This window comes from Amycolatopsis roodepoortensis (assembly GCF_024628825.1).
Taxonomy (GTDB): domain Bacteria; phylum Actinomycetota; class Actinomycetes; order Mycobacteriales; family Pseudonocardiaceae; genus Amycolatopsis; species Amycolatopsis roodepoortensis.
On sequence record NZ_CP102415.1, the window covers coordinates 6,720,096 to 6,746,939 of the forward strand.

At 69.1% G+C, this 26,844-nt stretch carries 25 protein-coding genes; 15 read left to right on the forward strand and 10 right to left on the reverse strand.

The genetic code is table 11. From position 1 onward, the window contains the following. Window positions 1-295: 295 nt before the first annotated feature. Entirely contained in the window at window positions 296-562 is a 267-nt protein-coding gene (locus NQK81_RS32200) for a hypothetical protein (protein ID WP_126735715.1), read from the forward strand. Here NQK81_RS32200 and NQK81_RS32205 read toward each other — a convergent pair. Next, entirely contained in the window at window positions 559-1,128 is a 570-nt protein-coding gene (locus tag NQK81_RS32205) for a DUF4291 domain-containing protein (protein ID WP_257484468.1), read from the reverse strand. The genes NQK81_RS32200 and NQK81_RS32205 overlap by 4 nt on opposite strands. Before the next feature lie 74 nt (window positions 1,129-1,202). On the opposite strand from NQK81_RS32205, the gene NQK81_RS32210 reads away from it, so the two are divergent. Next, window positions 1,203-1,514: a hypothetical protein gene (locus NQK81_RS32210; RefSeq protein WP_257484469.1), complete on the forward strand. Its 312-nt coding sequence runs from the start codon at window positions 1,203-1,205 to the stop codon at window positions 1,512-1,514. Between the two features lie 364 nt (window positions 1,515-1,878). Here NQK81_RS32210 and NQK81_RS32215 read toward each other — a convergent pair whose 3' ends face one another. From NQK81_RS32215 to ald, 4 genes are all read right to left on the reverse strand, one after another. Then, the gene (locus NQK81_RS32215) at window positions 1,879-5,601 is read right to left on the reverse strand and encodes an ABC transporter ATP-binding protein (protein ID WP_257484470.1); all 3,723 of its coding nucleotides are present in this window, start codon (window positions 5,599-5,601) and stop codon (window positions 1,879-1,881) included. 124 nt (window positions 5,602-5,725) lie between these two features. Further along, entirely contained in the window at window positions 5,726-6,610 is an 885-nt protein-coding gene (locus tag NQK81_RS32220) for an ABC-2 transporter permease (protein WP_005150670.1), read from the reverse strand. Further along, complete coding sequence (locus NQK81_RS32225) at window positions 6,610-7,761, reverse strand: ABC transporter ATP-binding protein (RefSeq protein WP_257484471.1); 1,152 nt, start codon at window positions 7,759-7,761, stop codon at window positions 6,610-6,612. Before NQK81_RS32225 ends, NQK81_RS32220 begins: the two co-directional genes overlap by 1 nt. Window positions 7,762-8,404: 643 nt before the next feature. Next, entirely contained in the window at window positions 8,405-9,520 is a 1,116-nt protein-coding gene (gene ald, locus NQK81_RS32230; RefSeq protein ID WP_257484472.1) for an alanine dehydrogenase, read from the reverse strand. A 166-nt stretch (window positions 9,521-9,686) separates the two neighbouring features. Here ald and NQK81_RS32235 point away from each other — a divergent pair, with 166 nt between their 5' ends. The 3 genes from NQK81_RS32235 (at window position 9,687) to NQK81_RS32245 (ending at window position 11,367) form a co-directional block, all read left to right on the forward strand. After that, window positions 9,687-10,628 (forward strand): zinc-binding dehydrogenase, encoded by a 942-nt coding sequence (locus NQK81_RS32235; RefSeq protein ID WP_257484473.1) that lies wholly within the window; start codon window positions 9,687-9,689, stop codon window positions 10,626-10,628. After that, entirely contained in the window at window positions 10,628-11,047 is a 420-nt protein-coding gene (locus tag NQK81_RS32240; protein ID WP_257484474.1) for a pyridoxamine 5'-phosphate oxidase family protein, read from the forward strand. The genes NQK81_RS32235 and NQK81_RS32240 overlap by 1 nt, the downstream gene beginning before the upstream one ends. A gap of 92 nt (window positions 11,048-11,139) precedes the next feature. Continuing rightward, on the forward strand, window positions 11,140-11,367 hold the full coding sequence (locus NQK81_RS32245) for a hypothetical protein (protein WP_034309241.1): 228 nt from the start codon (window positions 11,140-11,142) through the stop codon (window positions 11,365-11,367). A 122-nt stretch (window positions 11,368-11,489) separates the two neighbouring features. Here the strand turns inward: NQK81_RS32245 and NQK81_RS32250 are convergent, their stop codons facing one another. From NQK81_RS32250 to NQK81_RS32260, 3 genes are read right to left on the reverse strand one after another with little or no spacing between them, the layout of a single operon-like run. Beyond that, window positions 11,490-13,043, reverse strand: coding sequence for a helix-turn-helix domain-containing protein (locus tag NQK81_RS32250; RefSeq protein WP_126735707.1), 1,554 nt, complete (start codon window positions 13,041-13,043; stop codon window positions 11,490-11,492). Window positions 13,044-13,079: 36 nt separating this feature from the next. Next, the gene (locus tag NQK81_RS32255) at window positions 13,080-13,517 is read right to left on the reverse strand and encodes a VOC family protein (RefSeq protein WP_257484475.1); all 438 of its coding nucleotides are present in this window, start codon (window positions 13,515-13,517) and stop codon (window positions 13,080-13,082) included. Next, window positions 13,514-13,864, reverse strand: a complete 351-nt coding sequence (locus tag NQK81_RS32260; RefSeq protein WP_257484476.1) for a PadR family transcriptional regulator — start codon at window positions 13,862-13,864, stop codon at window positions 13,514-13,516. Before NQK81_RS32260 ends, NQK81_RS32255 begins: the two co-directional genes overlap by 4 nt. Before the next feature lie 55 nt (window positions 13,865-13,919). On the opposite strand from NQK81_RS32260, the gene NQK81_RS32265 reads away from it, so the two are divergent. The 3 genes from NQK81_RS32265 to metX all read left to right on the forward strand — a co-directional run bounded on the left by NQK81_RS32265 (window position 13,920) and on the right by metX (window position 16,789). Further along, window positions 13,920-14,318 (forward strand): VOC family protein, encoded by a 399-nt coding sequence (locus NQK81_RS32265; protein ID WP_257484477.1) that lies wholly within the window; start codon window positions 13,920-13,922, stop codon window positions 14,316-14,318. A gap of 78 nt (window positions 14,319-14,396) precedes the next feature. Beyond that, on the forward strand, window positions 14,397-15,698 hold the full coding sequence (locus NQK81_RS32270; RefSeq protein WP_257484478.1) for a bifunctional o-acetylhomoserine/o-acetylserine sulfhydrylase: 1,302 nt from the start codon (window positions 14,397-14,399) through the stop codon (window positions 15,696-15,698). Next, window positions 15,695-16,789, forward strand: coding sequence for a homoserine O-acetyltransferase MetX (gene metX / locus NQK81_RS32275; protein ID WP_257484479.1), 1,095 nt, complete (start codon window positions 15,695-15,697; stop codon window positions 16,787-16,789). The genes NQK81_RS32270 and metX overlap by 4 nt, the downstream gene beginning before the upstream one ends. A 499-nt stretch (window positions 16,790-17,288) precedes the next feature. Here the strand turns inward: metX and NQK81_RS32280 are convergent, their stop codons facing one another. Both NQK81_RS32280 and NQK81_RS32285 read right to left on the reverse strand, forming a co-directional pair. Further along, window positions 17,289-17,786 carry a hypothetical protein gene (locus NQK81_RS32280; protein WP_005150645.1) on the reverse strand — a complete coding sequence of 166 codons (498 nt, stop codon included), beginning with the start codon at window positions 17,784-17,786 and terminating at the stop codon, window positions 17,289-17,291. A 57-nt stretch (window positions 17,787-17,843) separates the two neighbouring features. Then, the gene (locus NQK81_RS32285) at window positions 17,844-18,434 is read right to left on the reverse strand and encodes an SACE_7040 family transcriptional regulator (protein ID WP_016337026.1); all 591 of its coding nucleotides are present in this window, start codon (window positions 18,432-18,434) and stop codon (window positions 17,844-17,846) included. A gap of 151 nt (window positions 18,435-18,585) precedes the next feature. Here NQK81_RS32285 and NQK81_RS32290 point away from each other — a divergent pair, with 151 nt between their 5' ends. From NQK81_RS32290 to NQK81_RS32320, 7 genes are all read left to right on the forward strand, one after another. After that, window positions 18,586-19,395 carry an SGNH/GDSL hydrolase family protein gene (locus NQK81_RS32290; protein ID WP_126735700.1) on the forward strand — a complete coding sequence of 270 codons (810 nt, stop codon included), beginning with the start codon at window positions 18,586-18,588 and terminating at the stop codon, window positions 19,393-19,395. A 148-nt stretch (window positions 19,396-19,543) separates the two neighbouring features. Beyond that, a complete protein-coding gene (locus NQK81_RS32295; protein WP_257484480.1) occupies window positions 19,544-21,157 on the forward strand; it encodes a carboxyl transferase domain-containing protein in 1,614 nt (537 codons plus the stop codon). Window positions 21,158-21,332: 175 nt separating this feature from the next. Beyond that, entirely contained in the window at window positions 21,333-23,318 is a 1,986-nt protein-coding gene (locus tag NQK81_RS32300) for an ATP-binding protein (protein WP_257484481.1), read from the forward strand. Then, window positions 23,315-24,469: an acyl-CoA dehydrogenase family protein gene (locus tag NQK81_RS32305; protein ID WP_257484482.1), complete on the forward strand. Its 1,155-nt coding sequence runs from the start codon at window positions 23,315-23,317 to the stop codon at window positions 24,467-24,469. The genes NQK81_RS32300 and NQK81_RS32305 overlap by 4 nt, the downstream gene beginning before the upstream one ends. A 133-nt stretch (window positions 24,470-24,602) precedes the next feature. Further along, window positions 24,603-25,370, forward strand: a complete 768-nt coding sequence (map, locus tag NQK81_RS32310) for a type I methionyl aminopeptidase (protein WP_257484483.1) — start codon at window positions 24,603-24,605, stop codon at window positions 25,368-25,370. A 9-nt stretch (window positions 25,371-25,379) separates the two neighbouring features. Then, window positions 25,380-25,886, forward strand: a complete 507-nt coding sequence (locus tag NQK81_RS32315; protein ID WP_257484484.1) for a GNAT family N-acetyltransferase — start codon at window positions 25,380-25,382, stop codon at window positions 25,884-25,886. A gap of 86 nt (window positions 25,887-25,972) precedes the next feature. Next, window positions 25,973-26,836: an SDR family oxidoreductase gene (locus tag NQK81_RS32320; protein ID WP_257484485.1), complete on the forward strand. Its 864-nt coding sequence runs from the start codon at window positions 25,973-25,975 to the stop codon at window positions 26,834-26,836. Window positions 26,837-26,844: the final 8 nt, after the last annotated feature.

Genomic DNA, 26,844 nt, shown 5'->3' on the forward strand with positions numbered 1-26,844 from the left:
CCTCGGTCGCAGCCGTGTGATGGAACTGGCCTGTGTGAGGCGTGGCGCACTAGGTGATGGGTCACTGTCTCGATCAAGAGACCGAAATCCGGCCGGGCGGGCTTCCGGCGGGGGAGCAAGGGACCTTTGCTGTCACTTTCACCGTCCGTGCAGGTCAGGTCACTGTCCCGTCGGTAAAGGTTGGCTGGGTCGTCGTGCCCGGACAGCCTGGAGTTCACGTCGGGGGGTTTCGCTGGGTGGAGGATGCGGCCGGTGTCGTGCCGGCCGCCGATCGCCCGCGAGGTGGTGGCAGCCGATGTGGCTCGACGAGTGCCCGTCGTTCTGGGACGAGGGGCGCGTGCGCCCGCTGGTCACCGAGTCCGGCAAGGTCGTGCTGATGTGCGACTCGTGCTCGGCGGTCTGGCCGACGCTCGACGACTTCAAGGAGATGGAGCACGTCGAGCCCGACGAGCCGGACTGGACGGTGACGGCCGGGGTGCACGTCCGGCCGGGGACCGTCCGCTGGGCTTCGCCCCAGGACCTGGAGGTCGCCGGGATGAGCGGCCTCAAGTGGCGGCCTTAGCCGGGGTACGGACGCTCCGCGGGTAGCAGCGCTTCGGCGTCTTCGATGCGGTTCGCCGCGACCAGGGCGCCGACCTCGCGCATGAGCGGGGTGACGTCGGTGACCGCCGTGATCCATTTGTCGACATAGCGATCGACGGCTTCGCTGCTCAGGCCCATCTGGAGCGAGCGGTGCTTCAGCGCGCCGAGCCGGATGCCGCGTTCCGGATCCCACTGGATGCGGACCGGGCTGGTCTTGACCTTGTCCTGCCACGTCTTCCGGTCGGGGTGGACGTCGGGGTCGTAGTGGCTGAGCGCCGCGTGTTCGAGCGCCCAGGCGAAACCCTCGCGGGTGATGTCGAGGGCGAGCACGCGCTCCTGGCCGGGCTTCGCCGCCCAGCCGCAGCGGTACGCCATCCAGAGGAAGGACGGCTTGATCCACGTCATGCGTTCGCGTTTGAACGGCGGCACGAAGGTGCCCGCCTTCAGTGCGGCGTCGGCGATGGCCGTCGAGTACGCCTGATAGACGCGGATCGTGGTTTCGGTGTGTACGGCGCGGATCTGCCGCGCCGGGATCTCTTCTTTCATTTCCCGTACAGCGTGACAGGTGCTTGGGGCGCGGGCGACCGAAATTCCCTTGCCCCTCGGTTCATGCTGGCTTCATGGCATTGCTGCGCAAGGGATCGCGACGGATCGTCGTCGACGACACCGCTTACCGGTGGATCGTCCGGCGGAAGCCCACCTACGCACAGGACGGCGGGTGTTTTCTTTCGTACGGGGTGGAATTGGAGGACGCGCGGGGTGCCGTGCTGGTGGTCCGGACGGATCACGCGCATCCGTTGAACTACATGGGGGTGCCGTCGAAGGCCGTGCTGCCTTCGGATGTCGAACGGGCCATCCGGCTGGCGCTGGCTCGTGGGTGGGAGCCGGAGGCGCCGGGGGCGCAATTCCAGCTGGATCTCTCTGCCGCGTGAGGCCCGCATTTGGAGGACGCCGTAGCGGCCGGCGCGGTTGAGCGGGAATTCGGGGTTGCGAAAGCCACTTTCGCAACGTTGAAGGTTGCGAAAGTGGCTTTCGCAACACCCTCCGCCGGAGCCGCGTCGTGGGGTGAGCGGCGGGGGAGGCGCGACCGACTCGGTACCGGTGTTCTTTGCCCTTCCCCGGTACATGAAGGGGGCCTTCATGTACCGGGGAAGGTGTGAGGGTCGAGTTTCCTCGGCTGAGCCGAGGGAAGGGGGCCTTCACGGGCCCGGGCCTGGCACCAACCCACGGCCGGAATCCATGTGGGTAGCTAAGACACCCTTGGCGCTAGCCGTCCGTACCACTCACGAGGCCTGGTCAGCCGAGGGACCAAAGGCGCGCGTAGTGGCCGTTCGCGGCGACCAGGTCCGCGTGCGTGCCCTGTTCGATGATCCGGCCGTGGTCCAGCACCACGATCCTGTCCGCCTTGGCGGCGGTGGCGAGGCGGTGCGCGACCACGAAGGTCGTGCGGCGGCGCGCGAGTTGTTCCGTCGCGCGCAGGACGGCGGCTTCGGTCGACGGGTCCAGTGCCGCGGTCGCCTCGTCGAGCAGGAGGACGTCCGGGTCCACGAGTTCGGCGCGGGCGAGGGCGACGAGTTGCCGTTGCCCGGCCGAAAGAGACCGTCCGCGTTCACCGACGGGCTGGTGGAAACCGGCCGGGAGCGCGGCGACACCGTCGAGCGCGCCGACGGACCGCACCGCTTCCTCGACCTCCGCGTCCGTCGCGGAAGGCCTGCCGTAGCGCACATTGTCCGCGACGGTCCCCGAGAACAGATGCGCTTCCTGGGGTACCACGCCCATCCGCGTGCGCAGGGCGCCCAGGTCGTACTCGCGGATGTCGGTGCCGTCGATCCGGACCACGCCGGACGTCGCGTCGTAGAAACGCGCGACGAGTTTCACCGCCGTCGACTTCCCGGCGCCCGTCGCACCGACCAGGGCGACGGTCTCCCCGGGCGCGACCTCCAGCGTCAGCTGCTTGAGCGCGGGATCATCCGTCGCGGTGTAAGCGAAATCGACGTCCTTGAAGGAGACCTCGCCGCGCAGCCGCTCCGGGACCGGCACCGGGTTCTCCGCCGCCGGAACGGAAGTCGGCGTGCGCAGCAGATCACCGATACGCGTCAGGCCGACCCGCGCCTGCTGGTAACCGTCGAACACCGAGGACAGCTGTTGGATCGGCGAGAAGAACTGGCCGAGGTAGAGCAGGAACGCCACCAGCACACCGGCCGACAGCGTGCCCGCCGCGACCCGGTTCGCGCCGACGATCAGCACGACCACTTCGGCCAAGCCGGAAAGCATTGCCGCGAAAGGGAAGTACGTCGCGACATAGCGCTGGGCACGCAGCCGCGATCGCCGGTACTCGTCGCTGCGTGAGGCGAACTTCTCCGCTGTCCGCTCCTCGCGCGTGTACGCCTGCGCGACCCGCAGCCCGTTCACGTTCTCCTGCATGTCCGCGTTGACGACGCTGACCCGCTCCCGGGCCTCGGTGTACGCCTTGGACGACGCCCGGCGGAAGATCACCGTCGCCACGATGAGGATCGGCAGCACCGCGAGCGCGTACGCCGCCAGCCCGATGTCGGTGATCATCAGCGCCGCCGCGATCCCGACCAGGGTCAGCGCGCTCACCACGGCCTGCGCGACACCGGTCTGCAGGAACGTCGAAAGCGCGTCGACGTCGGTGGTCATCCGGGTCATGATCTTCCCGGACAGCTCGCGTTCGTAGAAGTCGAGCCCGAGCCGTTGCAGATGGGCGTAACTGCGGACGCGCAGCGAATACAGCACGGTCTCGCCGACCCGCGCGGTCATCTTGGTCTGGAGGTAGACCACCAGCCAGTCCGTGAGGATCACCAGCGCGCCGATACCGGCGGCCAGCCAGATCACCGCCTCCACCCCGGCGCGCACCCCGCTGTCGATGCCGTACTGGTACAGCGCGGGCATCGCGATGGTGGCCAGCGCGTCCGCCGCGACCAGCCCGATCACCACGGCGAGCGGGCCGCGCACCGGTTTCAGCAGGCGGCCTAGGCGGAACTTCGGTTCGGGCGCGGTGACGTCGGTGCCCGGCAGACGGGGGACGTCCGTGGCGGGCGGCAGTTTCCGCACGCCATCGATGAGCTCCTGGCTCGGCGGCAGGTCGACGTCCCATTCGCCGCCCGAGCCCTTCCGCTCGCCCGCCAGCTCGTCGGCCTTGTCCTGCTCCGGCCACAACGCGGGGGTGATCCCGGCGGGACCGCAGTCGAGACCCTCGCAGCGATGGGGTTCCTCGACGTCGTCACCCGGACCCGCGACGAGTTCGCGGAACAGCGGGCAGCGCGCGAGCAGCTCCTCCTCGGTGCCGACGTCGACGACGCGGCCCTTGTCGAGCACGGCGATCCGGTCGGCGAGGGCGAGGGTTGAGCGGCGGTGCGCGATCAGCAGCGTCGTCCGGCTCGCGGTGACCGAACGCAGCGTGTCGTGGATCGCCGCCTCGGTGACCGTGTCGATGGCGGACGTCGCGTCGTCGAGGACCAGCACGCGCGGATCGGTCATCAGCGCCCTGGCGAGGCCGAGCCGCTGCCGCTGCCCGCCCGAGAGCGTGAGACCGCGCTCGCCGACGAGCGTGTCGTAGCCGTCGGGGAGGCGCTGGATGAACTCGTCCGCCTCCGCCGCCCGCGCGGCCGCGCGGATCTCCTCGTCGCTCGCGTCCGGCCTGCCGTAGGCGATGTTGTCGCGTACCGAGGAGGAGAAGAGGAACGCCTCCTCGAAGACCACGCCGATGACGCTGCGGAGGTCTCGCTGCCGGACGTCGCGGACGTCGAGGTCGCCGACCTGGACCGAGCCGCTGTGCACGTCGTAGAACCGGGGGAGCAGCAGGGAGATCGTCGACTTGCCGGACCCGGCCGTGCCGACCAGCGCGAGCGTCTCGCCCGGCCGGGCCTCCAGGGTGAGGCCGTCGAGCACGGGATCCGACCGCGTGTAGCCGAAGGAGACGTCCTCCAGCCGGACGCCGAGCGGGCCTTCGGGCAGCGGCCGCGCGTCCGGGCTGTCGACGACGTCCGGCTGCGCGTCGATCAGTTCGTTGACCCGTTCCGCGCCCGCCCTGGTCAGCTGGGCCTGGACGACGAGGCTGGAGATCATCCTGGCCGGGCCGATCAGGATGGACAGATAGGTCGCGAACGCCAGGAAGGTGCCGAGGCTGACTTCGCCCTTCAGCGCGAGGACACCACCGACTGCCAGCACCGCGACCTGGCCGGCCGCCGGCAGCGCGGCCGTGGTGGCCGTCGGCAAAGACGAGAGCCGGGCCGCGCGCATCCGTTCCGCGAAGAGCTTCTTCGCCGTCTTCTCCAGCTTCGCGACTTCGCGCGCTTCCTGGCCGAAGCCCTTCACGACGCGTACGCCGGTGACGGTCTCCTCGACCTGCTGCGCGACATCGGCCGCGCGCTGCTGGGCCGCCCACGTCGCGGGGAAGAGCCGCTTCCGGCTCACCGCCATGATGATCGCGATCGCCGGGGCGACCACCATCGCGATCAACGTCAGCGTCGGCGACATCCACAGCATCGCGCCGAGCGACAGCAGCGCGAAGATCACCGAACCCGCCGAAAGCGGCACCTGCATCAGGACCGACGTGACCAGCTGCAGATCCGAGATCGCGCGGGAGGCGACCTGGCCGGTGCGCAGCGCGTCCTGCTTGCCGCCGTCGAGCCGGGAAACCGCGTTGAACACCTGACGGCGCAGATCGTGCTGGACGTCGAGGGCCAGCCGCCCGCCGACGTACCGGCGGGCGAAGGCGTTGCCGAAGGTCAGCACCTGCAGCACCGCCATCACCGCGGCGAGCAGGCCGAGCCGGGAGGTGTCGCCCGCGACGGCGTCGTCCAGCGCCTCGCGGATCAGCAGCGGACCGGCGGCCTGGAGTCCGACGCCGATGATGGCCGCGCCCAGCGAGAGCACGACCAGCCAAGGATGTTTCCAGCACGAAGCGGCCAGGCGGCGGATCCAGCCTCCGGTGGGCGCGGGGGCGGTCTCACGAGCCGGACTGGCTTGACGCGGACGAGGTGGAGCAGTAGTCACCCCGCAAGCCTATTCGTCCGCACCGACAGGACCGGGCGGTTCGCGCAGGGCCGAACGCGATGAAAGGCCCCTTCATCGCGGATTTCGCGGTGAAGGGGCCTTTCAGGTCACATGTGGGTGTGACTTACGTGATGTCCTTCTTCTGGTTCACGGCCCAGCCGGCAAGGAAGAAGATCATCGTCCAGCCGAAGAAGATGAGCGCCGAGGCCCACCACGAGAACGCGCCGGGCGCACCGGCGGCGTACTGCAGCGCCCACGCCGTCTCGTCCTGCAGGCCGGGCACCTTCACCCCGGCGGCGCCGAACGCCTCGGCGCCGATGGCTCCCACGATGCCGTTGACCGTGCCGTTCGGCAGGACGCCGCCCAGCCAGGTGATGTCGGCGGCGCCGAACATGACGAACACCAGCACGTTCTCGACCACCAGCATCCAGATGGTCAGCGTGATGATGCTGCCGACCACGCTGCGCCACACCGCGCCGACCCCGATGCCGAACAGGGTCGCCAGGATCGTCGCGAGGACACCCGCGCCGAGCACGCCCAGCCACTGGCCCGCCGTCGGCAGGCGCTGGCTGTCGACCGTGATCACGGTGCCGAGGCTCGCCGCGCCCACGATGATCACGCCGTAGATCGCGCCCCAGGCGATGTAGGTGATCATCTTCGCGCTCAACGCCGAAACCCGGTTCGGGGCGGTGAGGAACGTCGTGGTGATCGTCTTCTTCGTGTATTCGCCGGCGAGGGCGAAGACACCGAAGATGATCGGGATCATCGTGCCGATGTTGATGCCGTGCCCGAGCGCGAGCAGCCCGACGGGCAGCTCGCCGGTCGAGATGCCGAGCGCCTCGGTCAGCTCACGGGTGTCGGAGCGGCCGAGGAAGTCGCTGAAGTCGTTGGTGACCATGCCCCAGAACAGGGCGAACGCGAAGGCGAAGACCACCGCGGGGATCATCAGCGCCCACCACGCCTTGAGCGTGAGCGTCTTGCGGAACTCCGCCTTGATCAGGTTGCCCATCAGCCCTGGCCTCCCCAGCCCTCGTTCTGGCCCTGCTGCTGAGGCGGGGCCTGCTGATACTGCGGTTGCTGCTGCTGGAACTGCTGCTGGAACTGCTGCTGCGGCGGCGCGAAACCGGGCGGCGGCGTGTTCTGCGGCGCGTAGCCGGGAGGCGGCCCCTGATATCCGGGCGGCGGGCCCTGGTAACCCGGAGGCGGACCCTGGTAGCCCGGCGGCGGGCCCTGCTGGAACCCGGGCGGCGGCGCGGCGTACTGGCCCTGCGTCAGCTGGAAGAACATCCGCTCCAGATCCGCGGTCTCCTCCTGCATGCCGTAGACCGCGATGCTCGCCTTGGCGGAGATGTCGCCGATCTGCTGCACCGTCGCGCCCGACACCGCGACCCGGCCGTCCGGCATCGGCGAGACCTGCGTGATCCCCGCCTCCTGCAACGCGGAGACGAGGCCGTTCGCGTCGGCCGACTGCACCAGCACGCGGGACTGGTTGCTCTTGCGCAACTGGTCCAGCGAGCCGTTGTAGCGCGTCATGCCCTGGCTGATGATCACGACCTGGTCGATCGTCTGCTCCACCTCGTTCAGCAGGTGGCTCGAGACCAGCACCGTGCGCCCCTCACGCGCGTACGCGCGCAGGAAGTTCCGAAGCCACAGGATGCCCTCGGGGTCGAGACCGTTCGTCGGCTCGTCCAGCACCAGCACCTGCGGGTTCCCCAGCAACGCCGTCGCCAGCGCCAGCCGCTGCCGCATACCGAGCGAGAACCCGCCCGCCTTGCGGTCCGCCGCCGACGAAAGGCCGACCAGCCCCAGTACCTCGTCCACCCGCTGATCCGGCATCCCGATCGCCGCCGAGTACACGCGCAGGTGATTCCGCGCCGTGCGTCCCGGGTGGAAGCCCTCGTTCTCCAGCACCGAACCGACGACCCGCGCCGGATTCCCCAGCTGGTCGTGCGGGCGCCCGTTGATGGTCGCCGTGCCGTTCGTGGGCGTCACCAGCCCGAGCAGCATCCGGAGCGTCGTGGTCTTCCCGGCCCCGTTGGGCCCCAGGAAGCCGGTCACCGACCCGGGCTCCACCGTGAAGCTCAGATTCTGGACCGCGTTGACCGCACCGAACTGCTTGCTCAGGTTCTGCACCGCGATGCGGCCACTGCCGTCGTGCATACCGTCCCCTTTTGTTGACGAAGGCCGATCACGCGACATCCTGCCTCACGGGGTGAGCCCGCACCCGAGGAAGGGGTCAATCCGCCGAAAGCGACCTTCGTCACGTCCGGAACGGTGACGACTCCGTCCTCCAACGCACCCGGCGCTGCGCCGAATAGCCGCTGACTACCGGATATGCGCCGCCGAGCATGGAAAATCACCGACCAGGAAGGAGGCCGGTGAACAAATAATTCGGAAGACATGGCGACCTCATGCAGCGCGACGGCGACTTATTACCTACGATGGAGGAGGCGGCCCGCTCCCAGTGACCCCCAGGCTGGTTGAGCGGGCCGCCCTCAGCCCCTTTGCCCCACCTCGGTCGGTGCTTGCGCACCTTCCCCGAGGTGGGGCTTCGTCGTATCACCCGGGGGGCCGAGCCCCCCGGACCCCCGCGGTGCGGCCGGCGCCGGTTGGCGAGGTGGTCGGCCTAGGGCGCGGAGCGCCCTGGCCTGGCGAGCGAGAGAGGTGGTCGGCCTAGAGCGCGGAGCGCCCTGGCCTGGTGAGCGAGATCGGTCTCGTTCGCCAAAGGTGTCCATAAAAGGAGCGAGGGACCTTTGCGCACCGGGGTGGCATAGGTCCCTCGCGTGGGGGTGTGGCGTGGGGGTCAGGCCAGGACGTCGGCCAGGTCGGTGGCCGGCAGGCCGTGCGCGGCGGCGACGGGGGCGTTCGTGAGGGCGCCCGCGTGCGTGTTGAGGCCCTTCGCCAGCGAAGCGTCGGCCTGCAGCGCCTTCAGCCAGCCGTGCTCCGCCAGCTGCACCGCGTACGGCAGCGTCACGTTGGTCAGCCCGTAGGTCGACGTCCGGGGCACCGCGCCCGGCATGTTCGCGACGCAGTAGAACACCGACTCGTGCACCTTGTAGGTCGGCTCGTCGTGCGTGGTCGGCCGCGAGTCGGCGAAGCAACCGCCCTGGTCGATCGCGATGTCCACCAGCACGCTGCCCGGGCGCATCCGCGAAACGAGCTCGTTCGAGACCAGCTTCGGCGCCTTCGCGCCGGGCACGAGCACCGCGCCGATGACCATGTCGGCCTCCAGCACGGACTGCTCCACCGACAGCGCGTTCGAGGTCACCGTGCGGATGCGGCCGCCGAAGTCGTTGTCGATCTGGCGGAGCCGGTCGACGTTGGTGTCCAGGATCTCGACGTCCGAGCCGAGGCCGAGCGCGACCCGCGCCGCGTTGAGGCCCGCGACACCGCCGCCGATGACGACCACGCGCGCCGGGTGCACACCGGGGATGCCGCCGGGCAGCACACCGCGGCCACCGCTCGGCTTCATCAGCGAGAACGCGCCCACCTGCGGGGCCAGCCGTCCGGCGACCTCGGACATCGGCGCGAGCAGCGGCAGCGCGCGGTTCGGGGTCTGCACCGTCTCGTAGGCGATCGCGGTGGTGCCCGCGGCCAGCAGCGCGTCGGTCAGCGGGCGGTCCGCGGCGATGTGCAGGTAGGTGAACAGCACCTGGTCGGCGCGCAGCCGCGGGTACTCCTCGGCGATCGGCTCCTTGACCTTCAGCACGAGCTCGCCTTCGGCCCAGGTCTCCTCCGCGGTCGCGAGGATCTTCGCGCCCGCGGTGACGTACTCCTCGTCGGTGATGGACGAGCCGAGGCCGGCGCCGGTCTCGACGAAGACGTCGTGGCCGCGCCCGGTCAGTTCGTGCACGCCCGCCGGGGTGAGCGCCACCCGGTATTCGTGCTTCTTGATCTCACGGGGGACGGCGATACGCACGGAAGGCCTCCTGGCGGCGGGTCTGCGAACAAAGGTGCTGCCACTCACGGTGAGCCACCCGGACGGCGGTGTCATCGTTTGCCCGCGACAGTGTTGGGAACCGATCATGGTTTCCCGGGCACAATCGCTTGACCTCCAGTCAAGTGGAGCTTGCACCTTGGGTCACATGAGAGCCGTGTGGTTGAAAGAGTTCGGCGGGCCCGAAGTGCTCGTCGCGGGCGATGCCCCGGATCCAGTGCCCGCAGCGGGCCAGGTCCTGATCGAGGTGGCGTTCGCCAACATCACGTTCGTCGAGACACAGTTCCGCGCCGGCGGGGGCGGGCCATTCCGCGCCGAGCTGCCGATGATCCCTGGCAACGGCGTCGGCGGCGTGATCGGCGCGGCGGGCGAGGGGGTCGACCCCGGCCTGGTCGGCAAACGCGTCGTCACCTCGACGGGCGGTTCCGGCGCGTACGCGGAACGGGTCGCGGTCGCCGCCGACGGTGTCTTCGAGGTGCCGGACGGCCTGGCCCTCGACGCCGCGGTCGCGATCCTCGCCGACGGCCGCACGGCGACCGCGCTGGTGACCGCCGCGCGTATCCGCCCCGGCGAGCGCGTCCTGGTGGAAGCCGCGGCGGGCGGCGTCGGCGGGCTGGTCGTCCAGCTCGCCAAGGCGGCCGGCGCCGAGGTCGTCGGCGCGGCGGGTGGCGCGGCGAAGACCGAGCACGTCCGGGAACACGGTGCGGATGTGGCGCTCGACTACCGCGAGCCGGACTGGGCGGCGAAGGCGGGCGAGGTCGACGTCGTGTTCGACGGCGTCGGCGGCGAGATCGGGCAGACGTCGTTCGGGTTGCTCAGGCCGGGCGGCCGGATGCTGATCTACGGGCTGTCGAGCGGCTCGTGGACGGAGGTGTCCGAAGAGGACGCCGCCGCGCGCGGGGTCACCGTGATCCGGGGACTCGGCGGGCCGGCCGAGATGCGGGCGTTCACCGAGTCGGCGCTCGCCGAAGCCGCCGCCGGACGGCTGGAACCCGTGATCGGCCAACGGTTCCCGCTCGACCGGGCGGCCGACGCGCACGCGGTCATGCAGTCGCGTGGCGCGATCGGCAAGACCTTGCTCGAGGTCTGATGTTCGACGTCGACGAATTCCTCGCCGGTCCGCTCACCGCCAGGGTCGCCGCGGTGGGGCCGACCGTGCGGCCGGTCTGGTACCTCTGGGAGAAACAGGCCTTCTGGATCCTCACCGGACCGTGGGCGCGGCTGGCCGGTCTCGTCCGCGAGTCGCCGTCGATCGCGGTGACCGTCGACGTGTGCGACGTCGGCACCGGCCTCGTGCGGCAGGTGCTCGCGCGAGGTGAAGCGGAGGTACTGCCGTTCGACGTCCCTCGTGGACGGCGGCTGCTGAGCCGGTATCTCGGCCGGGACGAACGCAAATGGGATCCGCGTTTTCGTTCCTACCTGCACGATGATCCGGAGGTGAAAGGGACCGTCTGGGTCCGGATGGTGCCGAAGCGATTCGTCGCCGACGACCTCGGGTATCGGGTATGACGAACGGCCGTGCAACCTGCGAAACGGTAAATGCAGCACGATCGAGTCAAGATGTTGATCTTACTGGCCGGTAAGCTGCCATTCTGTTCCGCATGACAAATCAGGACTGGCGGCGGGAGCGGCGTGTCCGCACCGTCGACACCGAAGGCAATCCGGCAGATGTCATCGTGGGCCTGGTCGAAACCCCGGGAAACGGTTACGAAGCCGCGCTGCGGGTCGACGGCGGCCCCGGTGTTCTTTTGCCGCTTTACCCCGGTGCCGATCTGCTCGCCGCGGTGCGGCAGACCATTGAGGACGGTTATCGCGCCAGCGCGCACTGAACCGTCGGATGTCAGGAAAGGGTCTTTCAAGATTTTTCTCGTCCTGAAAGACCCTTTCCTGACGTCTGGGCGCGGTTTTGTAGAACTACAAACTGTTCGTTGTCGCACAGTTTGTCGTTGAATCAGCTCCACCGCAGGGAAACGAGTTGCGTGATCAGCGCCAGCCGGACGTCGGGATCGTCGAGGTCCAGCGGGACGAGATCGAGCAGCCGCCGCATCCGGTACCGCAGCGTGTTGGGATGGATCCGGAGTTCCTTCGCGGCCGCGCGCGGGTCTCCGGGATGACGCAGCCACTGGTAGAGCGTGTCGACGTAGCCGCTCTCGTGGGTTTCGTCGTGCGCGCGCAGCAAGCCGAGCGGGCCGAGCTCGGCGACCCTTGCGGTACTGGCCGCCGTCGCCCCGCGATGCAGCGAAAGGGCGGTCCACGCCTCGTCGAAGACCACGACGCGACCGGGCACCAGCTTCGCGCGAAGGAGCCCCAACGCCTCGTCGGCCTGAAGCCGCGACGTCGCGAGTTCGCCGATTTCGCAAGCCGATCCCGCGGCCGCCCGCGGTGTCCCGCCCTTCCTCGACGACGGCAGGGCTTCGAGCGCGGCCCGGAGCTCGTCCCAGCCGTCGCCGTCCGGGACGACCGCGTAGAGCACGCCCCCGAGTTCGGTGGCCACCGGCCGCCTGCCGACACCTTGCGAGATCCGTTCGAGGAGGGCGAGTCGCAGGCCCTCGTCGTCGCGTCCGTCGCCACCGGCGACCTCGATGACGACGACGCGGTGCGGCTCCTCGGAGAGGTCGAGTTCCGCGATCGCCTTGCGCGGGCTGGCCTTCCCTTCCAGCACGGCACGCAGGAGTTCGGCCGAGACCCGGCGTTGCGAATCGGTGTGCGCGCGGCGGCGCAGCAGGTGCAGCGCGACGACGGGCGCCGCGTCGGCGAACGCGGCCGCGCGTTCGTCGGAGACCGGGCCCGCGACGACCGCCCACATCGAACCCAGCAGCTCGCCGCCCATCCGGATCGGCACGATGAGCCGGGGCAGGGTGCCGTCGCGCTGGGCGGGCACGAAGATCGTCTGCCGCCCGCGGGAAAGCTCGCGGAACACCCCTCGTGACCGGAACCGCGCGAGCACGTCGTCGGGGATGCGGCGGCCCATGATCGTGGACACGCGCGCCGAGTCGGTCAGGTCCTGCCGCGCGGAGTAGGCGAGCACCCGCGAGTTGGTGTCCTCGATGGTCACGGGCGCGTCGACCACCGAAGCGACGGCGTCCGCGAGCCGGAACAGGTCACCGGAACCGGGGCCGCCGCCGTCCTCCAGCGCGTCCGACTCGTCGGCCAGCGCGTCGAGGACCGTCCTGAGCAGCCAGACGAGCTGGGCCCACGAGGTCGCCGAGCGCACCTCGATCAACGCGATGTCCGCCGATTTCGCCGCCCGTTTCACCGAGGGTTTCGCCGCGAGCGGCGGTTTCAGCAGAACGGCGGCGGCGCCTTTGGCCGCGCTGAGCCGGACGAGTTCCGCGGCGTCCGGCGTTTCGGTGATCGCGACGCCGAGGACGAGGTCGCCCGCGGCGAGGGTGTTGCCGGGTTCGGCGATGACGACGTCGCCGACGGCCGGGGACTCCTCGGGGACTTGGAGGGCGTGCAACAGCGTCGGCCCCACCCGGTCGACGACACTGCGCACGGAAACCATGGGGCGATTGTCCAGCAGGTGGGACCGCCGCACACGTCAGACCTCGCGTGGCGTCCGCGCGTCGATGTCCTCCGGCGTGAACCGCTCCCGTTTGGTCGTCAGCGCCCATCGGTGGCCGTCCGGGTCGATGATCCGGCCGTAGCGCTCGCCGAAGAACATCTCCTCGACCGGCGCCTCCACCCTGGCGCCCGCGAACACGGCGCGCCGCACGAGGTCGTCGGGGTCCTCGGTCTCCAGTACCAGCAGCACCGGGGTGCCGCCGAGGGTGGCGGGCGCGAGCGCGTCCAGCTGCGGGATCTCCTGGCTCACCAGCAGCCGTGCGTCGCCGACCGCGACTTCCACGAACAACACGACCCCGTTCGGCAGCACGTTGCGGAACAGCTCCACCGCGCCGAACGCCTTGGTGTAGAAGGAAAGTGACGCGTCGACGTCCTTGACGAACAGATGCGGCGTCAAACCGAGCGGCCTGCTCACGCCGACTCCGCCCGCTTCAGCAGCCCGGCCTGCCCGGCCACGGCGACGAGCCTGCTCAGGAGCTCCGCCTCGCGGGCGGCGACCTCCCGGCCGGCGCGGGTCAGCCGGTAGTAGCGGCGGCGCGAGTCGTGCGGCTGGTCCTCGCTCGCGTCCGGGGCCTCTTCGACCAGGCCGTCGGCGACGAGCCGGGCGAGCGTCCGGTACAGCGTGCCGGGACCGAGCTGGGCGGCACCGCCGCTCACCTCGTCGACGAAACCCATGATCGCGTAGCCGTGCGCGCGCCCTTTCGCGAGCGCCAGCAGGGTCTGGAACGCCGCGGGGGTGAGCTGCGGGTTGCCGTCGGTCATCCGGGAAGCATACACTCCGATTTCGTTATATCCATGATGGATACAAGGAGCCGGCATGGCGATTCAAGGTGTGCACAAGATCGTCGTCGGGGTGCGGGACCAGGAGCGGGCGAAGAAGTTCTGGTCCGAGGTCGTCGGATTCGAGATCACCACCGACGTGCCGTACGACGACAAGGGGAACCGGTGGGTCGAGGTCACGTCCGCCGATGGCGCGACGTCGCTCGTCCTGAGTACCGCGCCGGAGGACCTCAAGCGGTTCGAAGTGCGTGACGAAGTGCCGACGGGCAATTTCTTCTTCTACGCCGACGACATCGAAAAGACGTACGAGGAGCTTTCGGCGAAGGGCGTCGAATTCCCCGCCCGGCCGGAGAAGCAGCCGTGGGGCTGGTGGGCGATGTTCACCGACTCGGAAGGCAACAGGTTCGCCCTTCAAGAAAAGAATCCCACCTCCTGAGAGTGGTTGGGTGCTCCGTCCGGCGGAGCTAGCTTCGGTGACAACAGCCGAAACCCTTGAGCCGCTAGGAGAATCGCGATGAGTGCGGACGGATGGTCGTTCGAGACCAAGCAGATCCACGCGGGTGCGGCGCCGGACACCGCCACCGGCGCGCGGGCGACCCCGATCTACCAGACGACCTCGTACGTGTTCCGCGACAGCCAGCACGGCGCCGACCTCTTCAGCCTCGCCGAGCCCGGCAACATCTACACGCGGATCAACAATCCCACGCAGGACGTGCTGGAGCAGCGGCTCGCCGCGCTCGAAGGCGGCGTCGCGGCGCTGGCGTTCGCCTCCGGGAGCGCGGCGACGACGGCGGCCATCCTCAACCTCGCGAACGCGGGCGACCATTTCGTCTCCAGTCCTTCGCTGTACGGCGGCACCTACAACCTCTTCCACTACACGCTGCCGAAGCTCGGCATCGAGGTCTCGTTCGTCGAGGACCAGGACGACATCGAGCAGTGGAAGGCCGCCGTCCGGCCCAACACCAAGCTGTTCTTCGCCGAGACGCTGGCCAACCCGGGCAGCAACGTGCTCGACATCCGCGCTGTCGCCGATGCCGCGCACGAGTCCGGAGTCCCGCTGGTCGTGGACAACACCGTGCCGACGCCGTACCTCGTACGCCCGATCGAACACGGCGCCGACATCGTGATCCACTCGGCGACCAAGTACCTCGGCGGGCACGGCACCACGGTCGCCGGGGTGCTGGTCGACGGCGGCACCTTCGACTTCGGCAAGGACCCGGCGCGGTTCCCCGGGTTCAACGAGGCCGACCCGAGCTATCACGGCCTCAAGTACTGGGAGGCCCTCGGCCCGGGCGCGTTCGCCGCCAAGGCTCGGGTCCAGATCCTGCGCGACACCGGCGCCGCGATCGCACCGTTGAACAGTTTCCTTATCCTGCAGGGGATCGAGACGCTTTCGCTGCGTCTGGAGCGGCACGTGTCCAACGCTCAGGCCCTGGCCGAATGGCTGGAGCAACGCGACGAGGTCGAGAAGGTGTATTACGCCGGTCTGCCGTCGAGCCCGTACCACGAGGCCGCGAAGAAGTACCTGCCGAAGGGGGCCGGCGCGGTGCTGTCGTTCGACCTGCGCGGCGGCGTCGAAGCCGGACGGGCCTTTGTGGACGGTACCGAGCTGCACAGCCAGCTGGTCAACATCGGTGACGTGCGCAGCCTGATCGTGCACCCGGCCTCGACGACGCACAGCCAGCTCACGCCGGAGGAGCAGGCTTCCAGCGGTGTCACGCCGGGGCTCGTGCGGCTCGCCGTCGGACTGGAAGGCATCGAGGACCTCAAGGCCGATCTCGAGGCCGGATTCCGGGCGGCCAAGGCCGCTCTGTGACCGGTGCGTGGCGGGAGGGAGAGCCGCCTGGACGTCGCCGCTTCGTGACCGGCGTCCAGGCGCTCGAAGTCGGCGGCACGCTGCCTTTCACGCTCGCCTACGAGACCTGGGGGGCGCTGGATCCCAGTGCCTCCAACGCGATCCTCGTCGAGCACGCGCTGACCGGGGACAGCCACGCCGCCGGTCCCGCGGAAGAAGGCCACGTCAGCCCCGGCTGGTGGGACGGCCTGATCGGGCCGGGCAAGGCGATCGACACCGACACGTTCTTCGTGGTGGTCCCGAACGTGCTCGGCGGCTGCCAGGGCTCGACCGGTCCGTCTTCGCGGCATCCGGACGGAAAGCCTTGGGGCAGCAGGTTTCCCGCCGTGACCGTGCGGGATCAGGTGGGCGCCGAGGCCGTCCTCGCCGACGCGCTGGGCATCGGCCGGTGGGCGGCGGTGATCGGCGGTTCCATGGGCGGGATGCGCGCGCTGGAATGGGCGGTGAGCGCACCGGACCGGGTCTCGGCACTGCTCGTGCTCGCGTCGACGGCGCAGGCGTCGGCCGACCAGATCGCCTGGTCCGCGCCGCAACTGCACGCCATCCGCGCCGATCCGGGCTGGCGCGGCGGCGACTATCACGACGTCCCCGGCGGCGGCCCGGACGCAGGCCTCGGCATCGCGCGGCGAATCGCGCACGCGACCTACCGCAGCGAAGCCGAACTGGCGCAACGCTTCGGGCGTCGTCATCAGGACGGCGAAGACCCCTTGCGCGGCGGGCGGTTCGCCGTCGAGTCCTATTTGGACCATCACGCCGGGAAGCTGTCGCGCCGGTTCGACGCCGGCAGCTACGTGGTGCTCACCGAATCGATGAACACGCACGACGTCGGGCGTGGGCGAGGTGGTGTCGCGAACGCTCTAGGCCGGATCACCGCGCGGACGGTCGCGGCCGGGGTGGACAGTGACCGGCTCTACCCGCTGTACCAGTCGCGGGCCATCGCGGACGGGATCGGCGGGGCGGAGTTCGCGGTCATCGGCTCGCCGTACGGGCACGACTCGTTCCTGATCGAGACCGAGCAGATCGGGCGGCTGGTGAAGCCGCTGCTGGGTTAGGCGAGACGGGTGATGTCCGGCTGATCACGCGTGTCGTCCATCCGGACACGCGAGCCGTCCGTTGTGGGGTGGCTAGGCCGTGCCCGCAAGTGATTTCGCGGTCCCCGTGCGGTGACCGTGTGGATTTCGGGTCATCCAACACACCAAAATCCACACAGTCAGCGATGGACGTGGGTGTGTGGATATAGGGACACTCAACGTCCCGCGATACCAAAGGTCCCCCGCTCTCTTTCCGCAGGTCAGCAGGCGATACTCACAGGACACGGCCTGGTTGCGAAAGCCACTTTCGCAACGTTGAAGGTTGCGAAAGTGGCTTTCGCAACGCGTTCCCGCCGGCTCGCGCGCCCAGCCGATGTCCCTCAGCGTCCCCGATATCGCCTTGGGGACACTGAGCGTCTCGAAGTCGCCCAAGCCGTCGGCAAGCGTGTCGCGAAAGCCACTTTCGGGACATCAGGCGTCGCGAAAGTGGCTTTCGCGACGCCTGGCGGAGCTACCCGTCCTAGTCCGCGACGGCGTCCGAGATCCAGGGCGCCACCGGCAGGTCCCGGTCCAGGCATTCCGCCGACAGCCGGATCGTCCAGCGCAGCGCCTGCAGCACCAGGCTGTCGACCTCGTCCGGCGCGGCGTTGGCGAGCGCGATCTCGACCTGTTCCTGTGCGGCCTCGCTGTTGCCGTGCACCTCGGCCAGCAGCGTGCGCACGGCCGTCCGCACGGGCGGGTCCGCCTGGTCGATCGAGACCTCTTCACCGTCCTCGTCGAACACCTGGACCTTCACCGGCGCGCTGCCGCCGTCACCGAGGGTCGACACCATCGCGCTGCATTCACCGAAGAGCATCATCACGAGCTCTTTGGTCTCTTCGGAGCGGGCTCGGGGCTCGACGGCGGTCGGCGTGAGCTCGTCGAGCGCCTCGGCGTCCTCCCCGAGGCTGATCGCCACGAGCGCACGCTGCGCCTTTTCGACGAGCCTCCGCTCGTACTCGCTCCTGTCCGGCTCCACGTGCCTATCAAACACCAGCGGACGGAAAAGTGGGGATAGGCCGAAACCCGGTCGTGGTCACTTGGCGGAGTGCAGTGCACCCAGCGCGAGACGGCAGAGCATTTCGGCCAGTTCGCTGTCACCGAGATGGCGGTTGTACGGCGTCGAGTTGATCAACCCGAAGACCGCGTGCGCCGCCGAGCGCGCCTGCCGTTCGCCGATGCCGGGGACGGCGTCGCTGATCGCGCGCACCCACACCTCGACGTACTGGCGCTGCAGGGCACGGACCTGTTTACGGTCACTGTCGGTGAGATTCGCGAGGTTGCGTTCCTGGACGGTGATCAGCGCGGGATGCGTGAGCGCGAAGTCGACGTGAAAATCCACCAGTGCTTCGAGAACCTCGCCCGGCTCGTCCCGCTGGCTCGCCCTCGCCGTCCCGCCGTCGAGTAGATAGCGGCTGATCGAGTTCAGCATCTCGCCGAGGATGGCGTCCTTGCTGCGGAAATGCCGGTACAGCGCCGGTCCCGAGATGCCGACGGCCGCGCCGATGTCGTCGATGCCGACGCCGTGGAAACCGTGGTGGGCGAAGAGCTCGGCGGCGGCGGCCATGATCTGTTCGCGCCTGTTCGCCTTCTCGCCGTTCACGAGTGGGGTGGGGTTCGCCGGCATCTGGCCATATTAAGGCCGCGTGTTAGCGAGCGCTAACACGCGGCCGTACTTCCAGCCTGAGCCAAGTGGGCTACCTGGGGAAATGACCCTTTTGCGTGGGGTTACCACCTGGTAATGCTGTCTCTCGTCAACTTGTCACGAAGGAGTGACCATGGCCGTCCCTGCTCGGATCAAAGCTCTTTCCTTCACTCGTTTAGGTGCGGCCCTGGGGGTCGCTGTCCTTGCCACCTTCGGTCTCGCGGGCACCGCCCAGGCGGCGACCAACTACGTGGCGCTCGGTGACTCGTACTCGTCCGGCGTCGGTGCCGGCAGCTACGGGAACTCGGGTGACTGCATGCGCAGTGCCAACGCCTATCCCCAGCTGTGGGCGAACGCCCACGCCGGGACGACCTTCAAGTTCGTCGCGTGCTCGGGGGCGCGCACCGGCGACGTCCTCAACCAGATCGCGAACGTCACCTCCAGCACCACGCTGGTGACGGTCTCGGTCGGCGGCAACGACGCCGGGTTCGCCGACGTCATGACCACCTGCACCACCGGCAGCGACCAGACCTGCATCAACCGGGTCAACACCGCGAAGAACTACGTGAACAACACGCTTCCCGGGCTGCTGAACAACGTCTACAGCAAGATCAAGTCGAAGGCGCCCAGCGCGAAGCTGGTCGTCCTGGGGTACCCGCGCTTCTACACGGTGCCGGGTTCGTGCTCGGTCGGGCTGAGCGACACGAAGCGCTCGGCGATCAACTCGGGTTCCGACACGCTGGCGTCGGTGATCTCGGCCCGTGCCGCCGCGCACGGCGCGAAGTTCGTCGACGTGCGGGGTGCCTTCACCGGGCACAACATCTGCTCGTCGGCCGACGACTACCTGCACAGCCTCACCTGGCCGATCGTGAACTCGTACCACCCGACCGTCGCCGGTCAGCGGGGCGGCTACTACAACCCGCTGGTCGCCGCGATCGGCTGACCGTTTCGCGCGTGAAGGCCCCCTTCCCTCGGCTCAGCCGAGGGAAGGGGGCCTTCACGCGCTTCCGGGGGCGCGGTGGACAAGCGACGTTAGTGGGCGTTAACCTGTGCACGCGAGTTAACGACGGCTAACTTGGCGACGAGGAGCCATGGACACACCCGTACTGAGCACTTCGGCCGATCCGGGCAGCGACGAGTACGCCCGCAGCGTCACCTCCCATGCCGAGCTGGTCGAAGACCTGCGCAAGCGGCTCGCCGCCGCCCGGCTCGGGGGCCCGGAGAAATCCCGCACCCGCCACGTCGAGCGGGGCAAACTCCTGCCACGCGACCGGGTCGACACCCTCCTCGACCCGGGTTCGCCGTTCCTGGAGCTGTCCCCGCTGGCCGCCACCGGACTGTACGACGACGAGGCGCCCTCGGCCGGGATCATCACCGGGATCGGGCGGGTCTCGGGCCGCGAATGCGTGATCGTCGCCAACGACGCGACGGTCAAGGGCGGCACGTACTACCCGATGACGGTCAAGAAGCACCTGCGCGCGCAAGAGGTCGCGCTGCACAACAACCTGCCGTGCGTCTACCTGGTGGACTCCGGCGGCGCGTTCCTGCCGAGGCAGGACGAGGTCTTCCCGGATCGTGAGCACTTCGGCCGGATCTTCTTCAACCAGGCGACGATGTCCGCGCGCGGCATCCCGCAGATCGCCGCGGTGCTCGGGTCCTGCACGGCGGGCGGCGCGTACGTCCCGGCGATGAGCGACGAAGCGGTCATCGTGCGGAACCAGGGCACCATCTTCCTCGGCGGCCCGCCGCTGGTGAAGGCAGCGACGGGCGAGGTCGTCACGGCGGAGGAGCTCGGCGGCGGCGACGTCCACTCGCGCCAGTCCGGCGTCACCGACCACCTGGCCGAGGACGACGCCGACGCGTTGCGCATCGTTCGCTCGATCGTGTCGACTTTGGGCCCGCGCACCCCGCGCCCCTGGGACGTCCTCCCGACGGAGGCCCCGGTCGCCGACCCGAACGAGTTGTACGGCGTCGTCCCGACCGACCCGCGCGTGCCCTACGACGTCCGCGAGGTCATCGCCCGGATCGTCGACGGCAGCCGGTTCGTCGAGTTCAAGAAGGAGTACGGCTCGACGCTGGTCACCGGGTTCGCCCGGATCCACGGCCACCCCGTCGGCATCGTCGCGAACAACGGCGTCCTGTTCGCCGAGTCCGCGATGAAGGGCGCGCACTTCATCGAGCTGTGCGACAAACGCTCGATCCCGCTGCTGTTCCTGCAGAACATCACCGGTTTCATGGTCGGCAAGGCGTACGAGGCGGGCGGTATCGCCAAGCACGGCGCGAAGATGGTCACCGCGGTGGCCTGCGCGCGCGTGCCGAAGCTGACCGTCGTCATCGGCGGCTCGTTCGGCGCGGGCAACTATTCGATGTGCGGCCGGGCGTACTCGCCGCGGTTCCTGTGGATGTGGCCGAACGCGCGGATCTCGGTGATGGGCGGCGAGCAGGCGGCGTCGGTGCTGTCCACGGTCCGCCGGGACGCCATCGAGGCACGCGGCGGCGAATGGTCCACCGAGGACGAAGAGTCCTTCAAGGAGCCGATCCGCGACCAGTACGAGGCGCAGGGCAGCCCGTACTACTCGACGGCGCGGCTGTGGGACGACGGGGTGATCGACCCGGCGGACACCCGCACGGTGCTCGGCCTCGCGCTGTCCGCGACGGCCAACGCGCCCTTGTCCGATGTCAACTACGGCGTCTTCAGGATGTGAGCGCGACGATGCGGAGGATCGCCCGACTCGGCCGAAGCCGGCGCGTATGCCGTCCGGAGGACTCGCGAACGTGGAGGCGGGCCGCCCTGGACACACGACTTGAGTTCGACTCACCAACGAGCGGCCTGGCTACGCGTTCGCGATCGCGCGCCGCCGGAAAACACAGGATGTGAGCATGTTCGACACGGTTCTGGTCGCCAACCGCGGGGAGATCGCGGTCCGCGTGATCCGCTCGCTGCGGGGCCTCGGCATCCGTTCGGTCGCGGTGTACAGCGACGCGGACGCCGACGCCCGCCACGTCCGGGAGGCGCACACCGCCGTCCGCATCGGCCCGGCCGAAGCGGCGAAGAGCTATCTGTCCATCCCGGCGATCGTCCAGGCGGCGCTCGACACGGGTGCGCAGGCGGTCCACCCCGGCTACGGCTTCCTCGCGGAGAACGCGGAATTCGCGCGTGCCTGCGCCGACGCCGGCCTGGTCTTCATCGGCCCGCCGGTCGAGGCCATCGACGCCATGGGCGACAAGATCCGCGCCAAGGCGACGGTGTCCAAGGCCGGGGTCCCGGTCGTGCCCGGAGCGTCCGATGTGGACATTCCCGAAGGCGGTTTCGCCGCCGCCGCGGAGAAGGTCGGGTTCCCGCTGCTGCTCAAGCCGTCCGCCGGTGGTGGCGGAAAGGGTATGCGGCTGGTCAACGAACTGTCCGAATTGGACGCGGCCGTCGAGTCCGCGCGCCGCGAGGCCAAGAGCTCGTTCGGCGACGACACGCTGCTCATGGAGCGGTTCGTCACCACGCCGCGCCATATCGAGATCCAGGTGCTCGCCGACACGCACGGCAACGTGATCCACCTCGGCGAGCGTGAGTGCAGTCTTCAGCGGCGGCACCAGAAGATCATCGAAGAGGCGCCGTCCGTGCTCCTCGACGAAGCGACGCGCGCGAAGATGGGCGCGTCCGCGGTCGAGGCCGCGCGCTCGGTGGGTTACGTCGGCGCGGGGACGGTCGAGTTCATCGTGTCGGCCACCGCGCCCGACGAGTTCTTCTTCATGGAGATGAACACCCGGCTGCAGGTCGAGCATCCGGTGACCGAGCTGGTGACCGGGCTGGATCTCGTGGAGTGGCAGGTCAAAATCGCCGCGGGTGACGTGCTCACCGTGGCGCAGGACGACGTCCGGCTGGACGGTCACGCCGTCGAAGCCCGCGTGTACGCCGAAGATCCCGCTCGTGGTTTCATCCCGACGGGTGGCACCGTACTCGCGGTCCACGAGCCGTCGGGTGAAGGCGTGCGCGTCGACTCGTGGATGAGCGAGGGCGCGGTCATCGGCTCGAACTACGACCCGATGCTGGCCAAGGTCATCGCCTGGGGCCCGGACCGCGCGGCCGCGTTGCACCGGCTCGATCTGGCGCTCGCGGACACCGCGCTGCTCGGCGTCGGCACCAATGTCGCCTTCCTGCGCGGGCTGCTCGCCGACGGCGACGTCCGTGACGGCAAGCTCGACACCGGCCTCGTCGACCGGCGACTGTCCACTTTGGTCTCCGAGGAGGTGCCGCCGGAGTTCTTCGTGGCGGCGGCGCTCGACAGGCTGCTTTCCCTGCAACCGCAGGGAGACGTCGTCGATCCGTGGGACGTCCCGGACGGCTGGCGGCTCGGCGGTTCGGGCGGGATCGACTTCGCGTTGAAGTCGGGAAGCTCCGAAGCCGTCGTGCGGGTTCAGGGCACGCCGGCGAACGCTCTCGTGAGTGTCGACGGCGCCGAGCCGGTCCGGGTTTCCGCGCGGCGCGACGGCGATCTGCTGGAAGTCCGGCACCCCACCGGTTTCCACCGCTACCGGCACGTCGCCGGGGCCGGGCGGACGGTGTGGCTCGCGCGGGACGGCCACAGCTTCGCGATCGGCGAACGCGAGCGGCTGCGCTCGGCGGCCGGTGCCGCGGGCGGCGCCGGACCGGTCACCAGCCCGATGCCCGGGACCGTGCTGGTGGTCAAGGCCGCCGCCGGTGACGTGGTGAGCGCCGGGACGCCGCTCGTGGTCGTCGAGGCGATGAAGATGGAGCACACGATCACCGCGCCGATCGACGGTGTGGTCAGCGAACTCCCCGTCCGGGCGGGCCAACAGGTCGCGCTGGACGAGACGGTAGCCGTCGTGACACCCCAAAAGGATGAGCAATGATCGACTTTCGGCTGGATGACGAGTACGAGGCGCTGCGCAAGACGGTCGAGGAATTCGCGCGTTCCGAGGTCGCCCCGGTCATCGGCGACCTCTACGAGCGGGAGGAATTCCCGTACGAGATCGTCGCGAAGATGGCCGAGATGGGCCTGTTCGGCCTGCCCTTCCCCGAGCAGTACGGCGGCATGGGCGGCGACTACTTCGCGCTCTGCCTGACACTGGAGGAGTTGGCGCGCGTCGATTCCTCGGTCGCGATCACCGTCGAGGCCGGTGTTTCCCTCGGCGCCATGCCGATCTACCGGTTCGGCACCGAGGAACAGAAGCAGAAGTGGCTCCCGGAGCTGTGCGCCGGCACCGCGCTCGGCGCGTTCGGGCTCACCGAACCCGGCGGCGGCTCGGACGCCGGCGCCACCCGCACGCGCGCGAAACTCGACGGCGACACCTGGCTGATCAACGGCAGCAAATCGTTCATCACCAACTCCGGCACCGACATCACGAAACTGGTCACGGTCACCGCCGTCACCGACGTGAAGGAGAACGGGCGCAAGGAGATCTCGGCGATCATCGTCCCGTCCGGCACCCCGGGTTTCGCCGTCGCGCCGAAGTACTCCAAGGTCGGCTGGAACTGCTCGGACACGCACGAGCTCTCGTTCGACGACGTCCGTGTCCCGGCCGAGAACCTGGTCGGCGAACGCGGCCGGGGGTACGCCCAGTTCCTGTCCATTTTGGACGAAGGCCGGGTCGCGATCGCCGCGCTGAGCGTCGGGCTCGCGCAGGGCTGCGTCGACGAATGCCTGCGGTACGTCAAGGAACGTGAGGCGTTCGGGCACAAGATCGGCGAGTACCAGGCGATCCAGTTCAAGATCGCCGACATGGAGGTGCGCACGCACACCGCGCGGCTGGCGTACTACGCGGCGGCGTCGAAGATGCTGCGCGGCGAGCCGTTCAAGAAGGAGGCGTCGATCGCGAAGCTCGTCGCGTCGAACGCCGCCATGGACAACTCGCGCGACGCGACGCAGATCTTCGGCGGGTACGGCTTCATGAACGAGTTCCCGGTGAGCCGTTTCTACCGGGACGCGAAGATCCTGGAGATCGGGGAAGGGACCTCGGAGGTGCAGCGGATGCTGATCGCGCGGCACCTCGGCGTCGCCTGACCCGTAACTCGCGTGATCGGAGCCGTAACTCGCGTGCTTGAAGCCGGTCCGGCTCTGATCACGCGAGTTACGGCTTCAAGCACGTGAGTTACGCCTTGACGCACGCGATAACTATACCGGTATAGTTATCGGCATGGTCGAGCTGAAATCCGTCGCCGAGCTGGACGTCATGCGTGAGTCCGGTCGTGTCGTGGCGCAGACGTTGCGAGCGGTGAAAGAGGCGTCCGCGATCGGCGTGAGCCTGAAAGAGCTGGACGACGTCGCCGCGCAGGTGATCAGGGACGCCGGTGCGAAACCGTCGTTCCTCCACTATCGGCCGCATTCCGCGCCGACGCCGTTTCCCGCCGTGATCTGCGCGAGCGTCAACGACGCCGTCGTCCACGGCATCCCGTCCGACTATCGCCTGCGTGACGGCGACCTGGTCAGCATCGACGCCGGCGCCTGCATCGACGGCTGGCATGGCGACGCGGCGATCAGTTATGTCGTCGGCGAGGCCGACCCCGCCGACCTCGAACTCATCGCGACCACCGAACGCGCGCTGGCCGCGGGGGTCGCCGCCGCCCAGGCGGGAAGCACGATGGGCGACATCTCCCATGCTGTCGGCACGGTCGGACGCGAAGCGGGCTACGGCCTTCTCTTGCACCACGGCGGTCACGGGATCGGCCGCAGCATGCACGAGGACCCGCATCTGCCGAACGAGGGCAAGCCTGGGCGCGGCATGCGGCTCAAACAGGGGCTGGTGCTGGCGATCGAGCCGATGTTCATCGCCGACGGCCGCGACGGCTACCGCATCGACGACGACGGCTGGACGCTGCGCACCGTACGCGGCGCCAGGGCCGCGCACGTCGAGCACACCGTCGCGATCACCACAGAAGGTCCGCGCGTCCTCACGATGTTGTAGAACGGAAGAATGAGCGATTTCATCATCCGTCAGGGTGGTTCTGGGGACTTCCAAACGTTGCTGGACATGTTCGACGAGGTCGTCGCGTGGCTGGCCTCGCGTGGCAGCGAGGGGCAGTGGGGGAGCGAGCCGTGGTCCACGATCCCGAAACGGGTCGAGCGGGTCCGCGGGATGGCCGACGGGCCAGGGCTGTACATCGCCGAGATCGACGGCCAGGCGGCCGGGGCGATCATCCTCGGTGACCGGTTCCCGCATGTCTCGCCGGTCGACGAGCCGGAGATCTACATCGGTCTGCTGCTGACCTCGCGCCGGTTCACCGGCCGGCGCGTCGGCTCGCGGCTCATCGAGTTCGCGCTTGCCGAGGCGCGGAAACGCGGTATCGGCCTGGTGCGGGTCGACTGCTGGGCGGGTGGCGACGGCGACCTGCAGCGCTACTACGAGAGCCAGGGCTTCAAGCCGACGGAACGCTTCGACGTCAAGGGCTGGATCGGGCAGGTGTTCGAGCAGCGCCCGTAGGACTGGCGCCCTCCCGGCTTCCGGTGCACCATAGTTGACACAACGCCAACAGTGCCCCGGACAGTGCAGTCGCAGAGGAGACCGGCATGGCCAAGCGTGAACGTTCCCTGGCAGGCAAGGTCGTCGTGATCACCGGAGCGGCGCAGGGCATCGGGGCCAGCACCGCGACGGCGCTGTCCCGGCTCGGCGCCAAGGTGGTCATCGGCGACCTGGACCAGGTCCTCGCCGAGAAGACCGCCGCCGAACTGGGCGCGGAGGCGCTGCCGCTCGACGTCACCGACACCAAGGGCTTCACCGAGTTCCTCGACGAGGTCGAGCGGCGCGTCGGCCCGATCGACGTGCTGATCAACAACGCGGGCATCATGCCGCTCGCGCCGCTCGACGAAGAGGACGACGCGGCGACCCGCAGGCTGCTCGAGATCAACCTGCACGCCGTCATCCACGGCACCAGGGAGGCCGTGAAACGGATGCGCCCGCGTGGCACCGGCCACATCGTCAACATCGCCTCGATGGCGGGAAAGGCCGGTTTCCCGGGCGCCGCCACCTACTGCGCCACGAAACACGCCGTCGTCGGCCTGTCGGAATCGGTGCACCTGGAATTGCACGGGACCGGCGTGCTGGTGTCCTGCGTGATGCCTGCGGTGGTGCGCACGGAACTGGCCAGCGGCCTGGGCGAGGCGAAGTTCTTCAAATCGGTGCAGCCGGAAGATGTGGCGCAGGCCATTGTCGATGCGTTGCGCCGTCCCAAGTTCGACGTCTTCGTTCCCGCATCGCTGGACGCCATGGGCAGGATCACACGGCTGCTTCCACGCCGCCTCGGCGAGGGACTGCTCCGCGCGCTCGGCGGCGACAAGATTCTGTCCTCCGCAACGCATTCCAGTGCTCGCGCGGAGTACGAATCGCGTGCCGCGCGGAGTGCTCCGGCGGTGGAAAAGGGTGCCGATTCTTAACTCGTACG

Bases quoted from the DNA above. Each gene is read 5' to 3' on its own strand.
- NQK81_RS32205 (WP_257484468.1), bottom strand. From the start codon at position 1,128: ATGAAAGAAGAGATCCCGGCGCGGCAGATCCGCGCCGTACACACCGAA.
- NQK81_RS32270 (WP_257484478.1), top strand. From the start codon at position 14,397: ATGAGTGCGGACGGATGGTCGTTCGAGACCAAGCAGATCCACGCGGGT.
- NQK81_RS32290 (WP_126735700.1), top strand. From the start codon at position 18,586: ATGGCCGTCCCTGCTCGGATCAAAGCTCTTTCCTTCACTCGTTTAGGT.
- NQK81_RS32240 (WP_257484474.1), top strand. From the start codon at position 10,628: ATGTTCGACGTCGACGAATTCCTCGCCGGTCCGCTCACCGCCAGGGTC.
- NQK81_RS32320 (WP_257484485.1), top strand. From the start codon at position 25,973: ATGGCCAAGCGTGAACGTTCCCTGGCAGGCAAGGTCGTCGTGATCACC.
- NQK81_RS32225 (WP_257484471.1), bottom strand. From the start codon at position 7,761: ATGCACGACGGCAGTGGCCGCATCGCGGTGCAGAACCTGAGCAAGCAG.
- NQK81_RS32235 (WP_257484473.1), top strand. From the start codon at position 9,687: ATGAGAGCCGTGTGGTTGAAAGAGTTCGGCGGGCCCGAAGTGCTCGTC.
- NQK81_RS32315 (WP_257484484.1), top strand. From the start codon at position 25,380: ATGAGCGATTTCATCATCCGTCAGGGTGGTTCTGGGGACTTCCAAACG.
- NQK81_RS32300 (WP_257484481.1), top strand. From the start codon at position 21,333: ATGTTCGACACGGTTCTGGTCGCCAACCGCGGGGAGATCGCGGTCCGC.
- NQK81_RS32250 (WP_126735707.1), bottom strand. From the start codon at position 13,043: ATGGTTTCCGTGCGCAGTGTCGTCGACCGGGTGGGGCCGACGCTGTTG.
- NQK81_RS32245 (WP_034309241.1), top strand. From the start codon at position 11,140: ATGACAAATCAGGACTGGCGGCGGGAGCGGCGTGTCCGCACCGTCGAC.
- NQK81_RS32295 (WP_257484480.1), top strand. From the start codon at position 19,544: ATGGACACACCCGTACTGAGCACTTCGGCCGATCCGGGCAGCGACGAG.
- NQK81_RS32210 (WP_257484469.1), top strand. From the start codon at position 1,203: ATGGCATTGCTGCGCAAGGGATCGCGACGGATCGTCGTCGACGACACC.
- NQK81_RS32285 (WP_016337026.1), bottom strand. From the start codon at position 18,434: ATGCCGGCGAACCCCACCCCACTCGTGAACGGCGAGAAGGCGAACAGG.
- map (WP_257484483.1), top strand. From the start codon at position 24,603: ATGGTCGAGCTGAAATCCGTCGCCGAGCTGGACGTCATGCGTGAGTCC.
- NQK81_RS32265 (WP_257484477.1), top strand. From the start codon at position 13,920: ATGGCGATTCAAGGTGTGCACAAGATCGTCGTCGGGGTGCGGGACCAG.
- NQK81_RS32220 (WP_005150670.1), bottom strand. From the start codon at position 6,610: ATGGGCAACCTGATCAAGGCGGAGTTCCGCAAGACGCTCACGCTCAAG.
- NQK81_RS32305 (WP_257484482.1), top strand. From the start codon at position 23,315: ATGATCGACTTTCGGCTGGATGACGAGTACGAGGCGCTGCGCAAGACG.
- NQK81_RS32260 (WP_257484476.1), bottom strand. From the start codon at position 13,864: ATGACCGACGGCAACCCGCAGCTCACCCCCGCGGCGTTCCAGACCCTG.
- NQK81_RS32200 (WP_126735715.1), top strand. From the start codon at position 296: ATGTGGCTCGACGAGTGCCCGTCGTTCTGGGACGAGGGGCGCGTGCGC.